This is a genomic window from Stenotrophomonas sp. VV52 (assembly GCF_002893095.1).
GTDB classification, from domain to species: domain Bacteria; phylum Pseudomonadota; class Gammaproteobacteria; order Xanthomonadales; family Xanthomonadaceae; genus Stenotrophomonas; species Stenotrophomonas aracearum.
Map to the genome: position 1 here is coordinate 201,838 of NZ_PKQQ01000002.1, position 12,510 is coordinate 214,347.

9 protein-coding genes are annotated in these 12,510 nt (G+C 69.0%); all 9 read left to right on the top strand.

From position 1 onward, the window contains the following. Positions 1–140: 140 nt before the first annotated feature. The 9 genes from C2U58_RS06950 (at position 141) to C2U58_RS19810 (ending at position 12,492) form a co-directional block, all read left to right on the top strand. On the top strand, positions 141–2,300 hold the full coding sequence (locus tag C2U58_RS06950) for a bifunctional (p)ppGpp synthetase/guanosine-3',5'-bis(diphosphate) 3'-pyrophosphohydrolase (protein ID WP_070207381.1): 2,160 nt from the start codon (positions 141–143) through the stop codon (positions 2,298–2,300). Between the two features lie 43 nt (positions 2,301–2,343). Then, positions 2,344–2,730 carry a RidA family protein gene (locus tag C2U58_RS06955; RefSeq protein ID WP_070207382.1) on the top strand — a complete coding sequence of 129 codons (387 nt, stop codon included), beginning with the start codon at positions 2,344–2,346 and terminating at the stop codon, positions 2,728–2,730. 8 nt (positions 2,731–2,738) lie between these two features. Further along, a complete protein-coding gene (gene recG / locus C2U58_RS06960; RefSeq protein WP_102945167.1) occupies positions 2,739–4,850 on the top strand; it encodes an ATP-dependent DNA helicase RecG in 2,112 nt (703 codons plus the stop codon). 192 nt (positions 4,851–5,042) lie between these two features. Next, entirely contained in the window at positions 5,043–5,981 is a 939-nt protein-coding gene (locus C2U58_RS06965; RefSeq protein WP_102945168.1) for a nucleoside hydrolase, read from the top strand. Between the two features lie 112 nt (positions 5,982–6,093). Further along, positions 6,094–6,345: a type B 50S ribosomal protein L31 gene (locus C2U58_RS06970; protein WP_102945169.1), complete on the top strand. Its 252-nt coding sequence runs from the start codon at positions 6,094–6,096 to the stop codon at positions 6,343–6,345. Positions 6,346–6,663: 318 nt separating this feature from the next. Then, positions 6,664–7,941 carry a citrate synthase gene (locus C2U58_RS06975; RefSeq protein WP_102945170.1) on the top strand — a complete coding sequence of 426 codons (1,278 nt, stop codon included), beginning with the start codon at positions 6,664–6,666 and terminating at the stop codon, positions 7,939–7,941. Positions 7,942–8,197: 256 nt separating this feature from the next. Continuing rightward, positions 8,198–8,710, top strand: a complete 513-nt coding sequence (locus C2U58_RS06980) for a CS1 type fimbrial major subunit (RefSeq protein WP_102945171.1) — start codon at positions 8,198–8,200, stop codon at positions 8,708–8,710. A gap of 48 nt (positions 8,711–8,758) precedes the next feature. Then, entirely contained in the window at positions 8,759–11,359 is a 2,601-nt protein-coding gene (locus tag C2U58_RS06985; RefSeq protein ID WP_102945172.1) for a CS1-pili formation C-terminal domain-containing protein, read from the top strand. Next, on the top strand, positions 11,356–12,492 hold the full coding sequence (locus C2U58_RS19810; protein WP_253256681.1) for a CfaE/CblD family pilus tip adhesin: 1,137 nt from the start codon (positions 11,356–11,358) through the stop codon (positions 12,490–12,492). The genes C2U58_RS06985 and C2U58_RS19810 overlap by 4 nt, the downstream gene beginning before the upstream one ends. Positions 12,493–12,510: the final 18 nt, after the last annotated feature.

Here is a 12,510-nt window from a genome sequence, read left to right on the forward strand (position 1 = left end):
GCGATCACCGTTGAAATGGAAAAGAGCCCGCCTTGCGCGGGCTTTTTTCATTTCAACGTGTGGGTCACGACCGCTGGTCGTGACACCGATCAAAAAGCAATAGTTTGCCGATATCCCATTGCTGGAATAGTCTTCCAGCCATGAACCCAGGCCCCTCTGCCAAGGTCGCCACGTCCCCCGGCGCGGCCGTACCCGACTATGTCCTCCAGCTTGAACGCGCAGCGCACTACCTGCCGCCCGAGCAGCTGCCGCTGCTGCGCCGTGCGTGGGAAGTCGGCGCGTCCGCACATGCCGGGCAGACCCGCAAGTCCGGCGAGCCCTACATCACCCATCCGGTGGCCGTGGCCCAGGTGCTGGCCGAGCTCGGCCTGGACGTGGAAGCGCTGATCGCCGCGATCCTGCACGACACCATCGAAGACACCCCGCTGACCCGCGAAGAGCTGGCCGCCGAGTTCGGCGAAGCCGTGGCCGAGCTGGTCGACGGGGTCACCAAGCTGGACAAGCTGAAGTTCCGCGACCGCCAGGAAGCGGCCGCCGAGAGCTTCCGCAAGATGCTGCTGGCGATGTCGCGCGACCTGCGCGTGATCATGATCAAGCTCGCCGACCGCCTGCACAACATGCGCACCCTCGGCGCGCAGAGCACCGAAGCGCGCGGCCGCATCGCCCGCGAAACGCTGGAGATCTACGCCCCGATCGCGCAGCGGCTGGGCATGAGCCTGGTCAAGAGCGAGCTGCAGAACCTCGGCTTCAAGGCGCTCTATCCGTGGCGCCATGCAATCCTGGAAAAGCACATCCGCAGCCAGCCGGTGGTGCGCCGCGAAGCGATGGCGCAGGTGGAGGTGCAGTTGTCGCAGCGGCTGGCCAAGGAAGGGCTGGAGCACCGCCTGGTCAGCCGGATCAAGACCCCGTGGAGCATCTACAACAAGATGCGCGACGAGAACAAATCCTTCGACCAGGTCATGGACGTGTTCGGCTTCCGCCTGGTCGTGCGCAGCGTGCCCAACGCCTACCACGCCCTCGGCGCGGTGCATGCCACGTTCAAGCCGCTGGACGGGCGCTTCCGCGACTTCATCGCCATTCCCAAGGCCAACGGCTACCAGTCGCTGCACACGGTGCTGTTCGGGCCCTACGGCTCGCCGATCGAAGTGCAGATCCGCACCGAGGAAATGGACCTGATCGCCGAACGCGGCGTCGCCGCGCACTGGACCTACAAGTTCGGCGGCGACAGCCCCAACAGCGCGCAGAGCCGTGCCCATGCCTGGATCGTGGAACTGATCGACTCGCAGCGCGCCGCCGGTTCGTCGCTGGAGTTCCTCGACAACGTCAAGGTCGACCTGTTCCCGGACGAGGTCTACCTGTTCACGCCCAAGGGCAAGATCCTCGCCCTGCCGCGGAATTCCACCGCGCTGGACTTCGCCTATGCGGTGCACACCGACGTCGGCAACATGGCGGTGGCCTCGCGCGTCGACAAGAAACTGGTGCCGCTGCGCACCAAGCTGGTCAGTGGGCAGACCGTGGAAGTGATCACCGCGCGCTCGGCCACGCCCAAGCCGCAGTGGCTGGAATTCGTGGTCAGCTCCAAGGCGCGTACCGCGATCCGCCACCAGCTCAAGCAGCTCGAGCACGAAGACGCCGTGCAGCTGGGCCACCGCATGCTGGACCGCGCGCTCGAAGCGATGGACAGCTCACTGGAGCGGCTGCCCAAGGGCCGCCTGGACGCGTTCCTGGCCGAACACCGCTACCCGCGCCTGGAAGCGCTGCTGGCCGAAGTGGCACTGGGCAACTGGATGCCCAACCAGGCCGCGCAGGCGCTGATGGCCTATGCCGAACTGCGCGGTGGCGCGCATTCGAAGCACTCGCAGGAAAAGATCCTGATCAACGGCAGCGAGCGCGGCGTGGTCAGCTTCGCCAACTGCTGCCAGCCGATCCCCGGCGACGACATCATGGGCTACCACACCGCCGGCAAGGGCATCGTGGTGCACCGCCTGGACTGCCCGAACCTGGCCGAGCTGCGCAAGTCGCCCGAACGCTGGGTGCCGATCGGCTGGGACACCACGGTCTCCGGCGACTACGACACCGCGCTGGTGGTGGAAGTGGAGAACGGCACCGGCGTGCTGGCGCAGCTCGCCGCGGCGATCGCGCAGAGCCATTCCAACATCGAACGGGTGGATTACCTGGATCGCGACTTCAACGCCGCAGTGCTGGCCTTCAACATCCAGGTCCGCGATCGCAATCACCTCGCCGAGGTCATGCGCAGGCTGCGCCGGCTCTCGGTGGTGCAGTCGGTGCGGCGACAATAACGCCGGTACAATGGGGACTCTGTTTTTCGACCCTGGATTCCCCATGTCCCGTCAGATCATCAACACCGAAAAGGCCCCCGCCGCGATCGGTCCGTACTCGCAGGCCGTGCGCGCCGGCAACACCGTGTATTTCTCCGGCCAGATCCCGCTTGACCCCGCCACCGGCGACATCGTCGGCGCCGGGGACGTCGAAGCGCAGGCCCGCCGCGCGTTCGACAACCTCAAGGCCGTGGCCGAAGCCGCCGGCGGCTCGCTCGACCAGGTGGTCCGCCTGGGCCTGTACCTGACCGACCTGGCCGAATTCGCCAAGGTCAACGCGGTCATGCAGGACTACTTCCAGGCGCCGTTCCCGGCCCGCTCCACCATCGAAGTGTCCGGCCTGCCCAAGGGTGCGAACTTCGAGGTCGACGCGGTCATGGTCATCGCCTGACACGCCACGTGGCACGCAGGTCGGTGGTCACCCCGGCGCTGGCGCCGTCCGGCGACACCGCGCTGGCGGTGCTCGCTGGCGTGGGCCCGGCCGTGGCCGCCAAACTGGCGGCACGCGGCCTGGCCTCGCTGCAGGACCTGTGGCTGCACCTGCCGCTGCGCTATGAAGACCGCACCGCGCTGACCCGCATCCAGGACCTGCGCAACGGCGTGCCGGCGCAGGTCGAAGCGCGCGTGGTCGCGGTCGACCGCGGCATGCGCTTCCGGCCCACGCTCAAGGTCGCGGTGGAAGACGAAGGGCAGGGCACCCTGGTGCTGCGCTTCTTCCACTTCCGCCAGCAGCAGGTCGCGCAGTTCGCGGTCGGCACCCGGCTGCGCTGCTTCGGCACGCCCAAGCCGGGCCAGCTGGGCCTGGAAATCGTCCACCCCAGCTACCAGATCCTCGGCCGCAACGACGACCCCGCGCTGGGCGACAGCCTGGACCCGGTGTATCCCACCGTGGAAGGCATGGGTCCGGCCACCCTGCGCCGGCTGATCGGCCAGGCCCTGGACCGGTTGCCCGAAGAGTCCACGCTGGAACTGCTGCCGCCCGGTTGGCTCGACGGCCTCGCGCTGCCCTCGCTGCGCAGCGCGTTGCTCACCGTGCACCGGCCACCGCCGGACGCCAACCTGGCCGCACTCGCGGCCGGCACCCATCCCGCACAGCGTCGGCTGGCGCTGGAAGAACTGCTCGCCCATCACCTCAGCCTGCGTCGCCAGCGCATCGCACTGCAGGCGCATCACGCGCCGCCGCTGGCCGGGCCCGGGCGGCTGTGCAAGGCCCTGCTCAAGCAGTTGCCGTTCGCGCTCACCGGCGCGCAGAAGCGCGTGTTCGGCGAAATCCGCGACGACCTCGCCAAGCCGCGCCCGATGCTGCGGCTGGTGCAGGGCGATGTGGGCTCGGGCAAGACCGTGGTCGCCGCGCTGGCAGCGATGCTGGCGGTGGAGCAGGGCAAGCAGGTCGCGCTGGCCGCGCCGACCGAACTGCTCGCCGAGCAGCACCTCACCAACCTGCGCGGCTGGCTGGAACCGCTCGGCGTGCAGGTGGCGTGGCTGGCCGGCAAGGTCACCGGCAAGGCGCGCAGCAAGGTGCTGGAGCAGGTCGCCAACGGGCAGGCCCAGGTGGTGGTCGGCACCCACGCGCTGATGCAGGACGCGGTGGTGTTCCATGACCTGGCGCTGGCCATCGTCGACGAGCAGCACCGCTTCGGCGTGCACCAGCGCCTGGCGCTGCGCGACAAGGGCGCGGGCGGGCGCAGCGTGCCGCACCAGCTGGTGATGACCGCCACCCCGATTCCACGCACCCTGGCGATGTCCGAGTACGCCGACCTGGACGTATCGGCGATCGACGAACTGCCGCCCGGTCGCACCCCGGTGCAGACCGTGGCGCTCAACAACGACCGCCGCCCGGAACTGATCGAGCGCATCGCGCTGGCCTGCCGCGAAGGCCGGCAGGTGTACTGGGTGTGCACCCTGATCGAAGAGAACGACGAACTCGACGCCACCCCGGCCCAGGCCACTTACGAATCGCTGCAGGCGCTGTTGCCCGGCGTGCGGGTGGGGCTGGTGCACGGGCGGCTGAAAGCCAGCGAGAAACTGGCCACCATGGTCGCGTTCAAGGCCGGCCAGATCGACCTGCTGGTGGCCACCACGGTCATTGAAGTGGGGGTGGACGTGCCCAACGCCTCGCTGATGGTCATTGAAAATGCCGAGCGGCTCGGCCTGGCCCAGCTGCACCAGCTGCGTGGCCGGGTCGGGCGCGGCTCGGCGGTATCGCGCTGCGTGCTGCTGTACCAGGCACGCCTGTCGGCGATGGCGCGCGAGCGGCTGGAAACCATGCGGCAGACCAACGACGGCTTCGTCATCGCCGAAAAGGACCTGGAACTGCGCGGCCCCGGCGAACTGCTCGGCACCCGCCAGACCGGCCTGGCCGGCTTCCGCATGGTCGACCTGGCCCGCGACGCCGACCTGCTGCCGGACGTGCATGCGCTGGCCGAGCGGTTGCTGGGTGAGAAGCCGGACGTGGCTGACAGGGTGGTGGATAGATGGATTGGCAGCGCGGTCAGATACGCGTCGGCGTAGTCAGGCACCGCCTGGGCCGGCCAGCGGCCGGCGCTACCGAGGTTGCCTGTGGCCCGGGTACCGCCGGCCCAACCGGCGTCACCAGGGCCCGGTAGCGCCGGCCGTTGGCCGGCCCAGGCGGTGCTTCACCATGCCTTGTATTTGTCGTGCCGGGGTGCGACAGTCCCTTGCCGCTAATTCAAGACGGCACGCATGTCCAAGAAGATTCCGCTGTTGATCGACACCGATCCGGGTGTCGATGACGCCCTGGCCCTGTTGATGGCCTTTGCCGACGAACGCCACGACGTGGTCGGCCTCACCGTTGCCGCCGGCAATGTCGGCCTGGACCACACCGTCCGCAATGCGTTGAAGCTGTGCGAAGTCGCCGGCCGCGAAGACGTGCCGGTGTTCGCCGGTACCCCCGAACCGCTGGTGCACCCGTCCGTCGACGCCGCCCACGTGCATGGCGCCGACGGCTTCGGCGACGTCAACCTGCCTGCCGCGCAGCGCCAGGCCGAAGCCGAACATGCCGCGCTGGCCATCCTGCGCCTGTCCCACCAGTACGCCGGCGAGCTGTTCCTGGTCGCGCTGGGTCCGCTGACCAACCTGGCCCTGGCGCTGAAGCTGGACCCGACCCTGCCGCAGCGCGTGAAGCGCTTCCTGGTGATGGGCGGGGCGGTCACCTGCCACGGCAACATCACCCCGGCCGCCGAGTTCAACATCGCCTTCGATCCGGAAGCGGCGCACGTGGTGTTCACCGGCTTCCCGCACATCGAGGTCGCCGACTGGGAAGCCACGGTGGCCCACGGCCTGCTGCACAAGGATGTCGAAGGCTGGCTGGCCGCGGACAGCGACAAGGCCCGCTTCTATGAGCTGATCTCGCGCCAGACCCGGCTCTGGTCGGAAGACAGCCGCGGCGACCGCTGGTTTGCCGCCGATGCGCTGGCCATGGCCTGGGCGCTGCAGCCCGAGGGCGCGCTGCGGGTCGAGTCCCGGCCGCTGAATGTCGAGCTGGCCCCGGGCCATGCCCGCGGTGCTACCATTGTCGACTGGAACCGCCAGACCGGGCAGCCGGACAACACCCAGCTGCTGATGGCCTACGACCAGGGCCGCTTTGAAGCCCAGGTCCGTAGCGCGCTCGGGGTCCAGTAAGGCCGCCACGGCGGGCCTGTTCATGTAGCGCGGGTCCCGGCTTGCCCTTGGGGGTCGCCGGGACTATAATGTCGCGCTTACGTTTTTCTTTTCCAAATTTTACGGTGTGTCCATGAAGGCCGATATCCATCCGAACTACCGTGACGTCGTCTTCCAGGACGTCACCTCTGACTTCAAGATCCTGTCGCGTTCGACCATTGCGACCAAGGAAACCACGACCTGGACCGACGGTAACGAATACCCGCTGGTCAAGATCGAAATCTCCTCGGCCTCGCACCCGTTCTACACGGGTCAGCACAAGGTGATCGACACCAGCGGCCGTATCGACAAGTTCAAGCGTCGTTTCGGCAAGACCGCCGCCTGAGCTGTCACGCTGCTGCATGAAAACAACGGTCGCCCAGGCGGCCGTTGTTTTTTTTGCCTGCCTGAACCCTGCTGCCGGATGAACGGTGGTTCATAAATTGCGCCGGTCGCAGGAACGCAGTGTCTATTCCGGCCCCGTTTTGCCCCGCCAGCGCTTGCGCGCACAGGGCGTGGCGCCTGTTCGTCTACGACTTCCGTCCTAGGGCGTGGCAAATGTTGCTGTGCGATAATGACGTGATCCACAGCACAGGTTGTGGACTTCATTCACGTGCCCGCCCCACGCGCTTGGGTGGGCGCCTTCCCCTGAGGAGCGCACACAGTGTCCGATCTTGATCAGGTCACGCTCAACGCCGGCGAAAAGTCGGTTGTTCTGCCTGTCATCAAACCCACGCTCGGCAACGATTGCGTCGATATTTCGAAGTTGACCAAGGAAACCGGTCTCTTCACCTACGACTCCGGCTTCACCGCCACCGCCAGCTGCAAGTCCGCCATCACCTATATCGACGGTGACAAGGGCGTGCTGCTGTATCGCGGCTACCCCATCGAACAGCTGTCGGAAAAGTCCAGCTACGTCGAAGTGGCTTACCTGCTGATCAACGGCGAGCGTCCGAGCGCCGAGCAGCTGAAGGCCTTCACCGACGAGCTGGCGGCCGAAGCCAACGTCGACGCCTCGATCAACGCGCTGATCGCCAGCTTCGACAAGGACGCCCACCCGATGGCGATCCTGGCCGCGGCCATCGCGCAGCTGTCGGCGAAGTACCATGCTTCGCTGGACCTGTCCGACGCCGAACAGCGTCGCCAGTCCGCCGTGCGCCTGATCGCCAAGGTACCGACCCTGTCGGCGCTGATCTACCGCCACGGCAAGGGCCTGCCGGCCAACACGCCGGACACCTCGCTGGACTACGTCAGCCGCTTCCTGAAGCAGACCTTCGAGTCGGCCGACGGCCAGTACGACCTGAACCCGGACGTGGTCAAGGCGCTGGACCTGCTGTTCATCCTGCACGCCGACCACGAGCAGAACGCCTCGACCTCGACCGTCCGCCTGGTCGGTTCGACCGGTGCCAACCCGTATGCCTCGGTCGCCGCCGGCGTCACCGCGCTGTGGGGTCCGGCCCACGGCGGTGCCAACGAAGCCGTGCTGAAGATGCTCGAGGAAATCGGTTCGGCCGACAACGTCGAATCGGCCGTGCTCAAGGCCAAGGACAAGACCTCCGGCTTCCGCCTGATGGGCTTCGGCCACCGCGTGTACAAGAACTTCGACCCGCGCGCCAAGGTCATCGGTGAGATGACCAGCAAGGTGCTCAAGCAGCTGGGCGTGCAGGATCCGCTGCTCGACGTTGCGGTCAAGCTGGAACAGGCCGCGCTGCAGGACGACTACTTCGTCGCCCGCAAGCTGTACCCGAACGTCGACTTCTACAGCGGCATCATCTACAAGGCGCTGCAGATCCCGACCGAAATGTTCACCGTCATGTTCGCACTGGGCCGTACCTCCGGCTGGGTCGCGCATTGGCTGGAACAGCAGGTCGACCCGGAAATGAAGATCGGCCGTCCGCGCCAGGTCTACACCGGCAGCGACGTGCGCGACTACCAGGGCTGATCCAGCGCTGGTTGCGTCAAAAAAACACCTCCGAAAGGAGGTGTTTTTTTTTGTCCTTGCAGCAAGCGACAGGCAGCGACGTGATTGACTGAAAACTGCTCGGAACGCTTGAAATGCAGCGGTATCGCGCGCGCTGTCGCAGATCGAGCAGCGCTGCGCCGGCTTTAAGAATGCTTGCGTGTGGACACCGCAGCGCACTGCCTACCTTGGTCGACAACCTCATGCGAGGTGCACATCCATCAAGGGAGAGAACCTCATGTACCGCACTCTGAAACAGGCCGCGCTGGGCCTGGCGCTGTCTACCGCCGCACTGTCCGTCCACGCCGCCGAAGCGCACATCACCGTCTGGGCCAACGTCGACCCGACCCTGTCGCTGCTCAAGGCCGATGGCAGCGTGCTGCCCGACGCCGTGCAGATGCCCTATCGCGCAGGGCAGGGGCTGGGCAGCTGGAGCGAACGGGTGCGCGTGTTCTCCAACGACACCAGTCTGGATGTCGACGTGCGCCTGGCCGAGCCGGCCGTGCTGATGCCCAAGGTGACCGCCGCCGGTGCCACCGACATCCCGCTGGCGGTCAGCCTCAATGGTCGCGAACTGGGCGTTGCGCCCATCGCCTTCACTGCCGACCAGCTGTTCCTCGGCGCCATTCCCGGTGCCTCCATCGAAATGCCGCTGACCATCGCCCAGGCCACGCCGGGTCCGATCGCCGCGGCCGGCCTGTATGACGGCCCGGTCAGCCTGGTACTGGCGCAGAGGGCCAGCGGCCTCTGACCTGCATGCCGGCACCGCGCCCGCGCGGTCGGTGCCGGCGCTTCCGCCATGCGAATTCCTGCTTCCGCCCTGGTCCGGCTGGCGGTGGCGCTCGTGCTTGCCCCGATGGCGGCGCAGGGCAGCCCGGTGCCGGCCGGTTTCGAAGACCTGGTCAGTGGCCAGCGCGAACGTCTCGAGGTACGCGCGTTCGGTCGCTCGGCCGGCCTGTGGCCCGCCTGGGTCACGCTCGACCACATCCAGCTCGAAGACCCCGCGCAGGTCCTGGCAGCGCTGGGCCTGTCCCGCTCCGCCCAGCAGACCCTGCTGCCCGCGCTGTCGGCGCCGCTGCCGCGCGACAGCCATCTCGCCTGCGTCCACGCCCAGCCGCAACCCGGATGCGGCTGGCGCGCCCCGTCCGAGGATCCCCATCGCGTGCATGCCATCTTCGACGAAGGCGACGGTGCCCTGCTGCTGTTCCCCGCGCTGCGCTGGCTACCGCGCGAGGCGTCGGCCGACGATGGCCTGCACCGCCTCAGCGAGCACGCCGAAAACGCGCTGCTGCACCAGCAGAGCCTGACCCTCAGCGGGGGTGGCCGCGACCATGCGCTCAACGCGCATGGCAGTGCCGCGCTCGGCGTGCTGCGCAGCGGACACCTCGGGGGCAGCTGGAACTACGCGCGGCAGGAATGGCCCGGTCAACCCACGCGCGACCGCTTCCAGCTCGACGACCTGTATTACCGGCATGACCTGGCCCGGCGCCATTACCTGCAGCTGGGGCGCATGGACCGCCGCAACCTGGCCAGCAGCCAGGGGGGCCAGTTCGGGCTGGGCCTGCTGCCGCTGGAACGTTTCGACGGCGTGCGCGTGGGCACTACCCAGGCCTATGTCGATGTCGACGCCGATCCGGGCGCCGCGCCGCTTACCGTGCTGCTGTCCCGACCGGCGCGCGTGGACGCCTTCGATGGCGAGCGCCTGCTGCAGACCTTCTACCTGCCTGCCGGCGTCACCGACCTGGACACCCGCCAGTTTCCGCCCGGCAGCTACGAGGTCACCCTGCGCATCCATGAGGACGGCCGGCTGGTGCGCAGTGAGATCCAGCCGTTCTCGCGCGGCCAGGACTGGGGCGAACCCGGCCTGCAGTGGTTCGTCCAGGGCGGCCGCCAGCGTGCGCACGGGCGCGACCCCGCGAGCGGGCAGCGCGCGCTGCAGGCCGGACTGCGCCTGCCACTGGCGCGCCAGTCCGGGGCCAGCGTGGGCGTCGCCCGGATCGGCGACGGCAGCTACGCCGAACTGCGCACCGGTACCCGGCACCGCCTGCGCACGCATGACCTGCAGGCCGAGATCGGCGCCATCGCCGGCAGCGACGGCAGCCGTGGCAGCCAGCAGCAGCTGAGCGTGCGCAACCGCGCGTCCTGGAACCTGTACCGCCAGCGCATGCGTGGTGCGCGCTGCCATGACCGGCTCGGCTGTGCCGATGCCCTGAGCGCCTCAGTGAGCCTGCCGCTGGCCGGCGGCAGCCTGTATCTCGGCCACACCCGGCGGCGCAGCGCGGCGCCCGTGCGCTCCGGCTTCGCGCGCATCGCCGAGCGCACCCGCAGCGTGCAGGTGAACTACAGCCTGACCCGGCAGTGGCGCGGCATGAGCGTCAGCGCCCGGCTCGGCGCCTGGCACCAGGCCGGCGCGCGCCATGACCAGGGCGCGCAGTTCGGCGTGAGCGTGTCGCGGCTGCAGCACGCCGCCGGCAGCAGTGTGCTGCGCCGGTTCGGCATCGAAGCGCGGCAGCCGCGCCAGGGCGAACCGGAGCGCGGGCTGGTGCTGGCCCAGTCGTGGCGGCAGGAGCAGGATGGCAGCGCGCGCGAAGCCGGCGCCGAACTCGAGGTCGACGACCGCGGTGCTGTCGACGCGCTGCTCGCGCTGCGCACGTACACCCCGCTCGGGCATACCGGTGCGGTGCTGTCGCACTACCGTCAGGCGCACGCCACGGCCACCGCCTACAGCCTCAGCCATGGCTCGGCGCTGGCCCTGTCGCGGCGCGGCCTGTTCTGGGGTAGCGCCAACGGCGCCGATGCCGGGGTGGCGGTGAGCGTCGCCGCAGCCGACCTGCCGACCCTGGAGGGCGCCGCCGCCGAAGTGCAGGCCGGCGCGCAGGGACGCCAGATCCTGCGCTTCGGGCAACGCCGCCTGCTGCCGTTGAGCGGCTACCAGCGCCACCGCGTGGACGTGCACGATGTCTCCCACGCGGTGCAGGACGCCGGCGTGCGCGTGACCCGCCCGGGCACCGCGCACCAGCCGTTCCTGCTGCCGGGCCGGGTGATCGCGCTGCCGGTCGGGGTCGAAGCCACCTACACCTACATCGGCAGCGCACGCGATGCCGCTGGCAGCGCGCTGGCGGGCGCGCGCATCCTCAATGCGGCCGCGCCGCCGCTGGGGGAGGACGGCGGCTTCATCGCCGAGTTCCCGCAGCGCGAAGCGGTGCTGTACCTGCTGCGGCAGCAACAGCTGCTGCAGTGCCCGTTGCAGGTGCGCGAACAGCGCAGCGTGGTCCTGCTGGTCGGGCCGCTGGCCTGCGCGCCGCTGGAGCGCGACGCGCTGCCCGAGCACATCAGCCAGCAGCCGCGGGTCCAGCATCTGCTCGATGCGGCCGCGCCGATCGCACTGGGTAGCCGGTGAGCCGCATCGTGTCCCGGCGGGCCGCCTTCGGCCTGGCATTGATGCTGCTGGCAGGGCCGGCCGCCGCGCAGCGTCCGCCGGTGACCCTGCCGACTCCGGGAACCACCGTCACCACGCATCACCACGCGTTCGACCGGGCCGCGCCGCAGCCGCTGCAGCTGTGGGCGCCGCGCACCGTGCTCGGTTTCCAGGAAGTGGAGCATGGGCACGGACGGATCCATGTGACCTGCACGGACACGCCGGCGCGCGGCCGCTGCCCGCGCACCGACAGCGGCGAAGGCCCGACCGGGCGCAGCCCGATCCAGCTGGAGTTCCACGAACAGCGCAGTGGCCAGCGCCGCGACATCGGCGTCATCGGCTGGCTGGAGCGGGTCGAATGGGAGCGCGCCTGCAGCAGCGACTACTGGGACAAGTCGGAGTACCCGGTGTGGACCTCGGCCACCCGCGAGTGCCACGTTGCGCCCGCCGGCACCGCCGCGACGCTGGAGATCGCGGGCCGCGACATCGCGCAGCTGGTGGCCGGCCGCTGGCGGGCCGAGCTGCACCTGGACGTGCGCAGCGGCCTGGGCGGCGCGGTGCTGGGTCGGCATGTGTTCGTGCTGGAGGTGACCGTCACCGATCCCGAGCGCGCCGCGATCCACTTTCCCGAACATGGCGCCTCGGTCGCGCCGATGGACCTGCAGCTGCAGAGGCGCAGCCGGCCGCTGCCAGCCAGCGTCGGCGGGGAAGGGGTGCTGGACATGTGCCTGTACGACGGCCTGGGCTCGCTCAGCAGCCAGCTGGTACTGGTCGCGCGTGACGGCGGCCCCGAAGCGCCGGGACGACCGCACGGTTATTTCTCGGTCTGGCATCAGCGTGGCGGGCGCGCCGCGCATGAGCGGATCGATTACCGCCTGCACCTGCTGCACGCGGGCCGGCGCATCGACCTGGCGCATGACGAGCACACCGTACTGGACGGGATCGACAGCGCCGAGCTGCGGCCGGTGCTGCTGCCGGGCATGGAGCAGGCCGTGCACTGCGTGCCCACGCCGCTGACCTTCCTGACCCCGCCATTTCCCGCTGCGGACAAACGCGATGGCCGCTACCAGGGCGAGCTGAGCCTGGAAATGCGCCTGCCGACCCATCGCCCCTGAATCCCATCGAGACTTCCC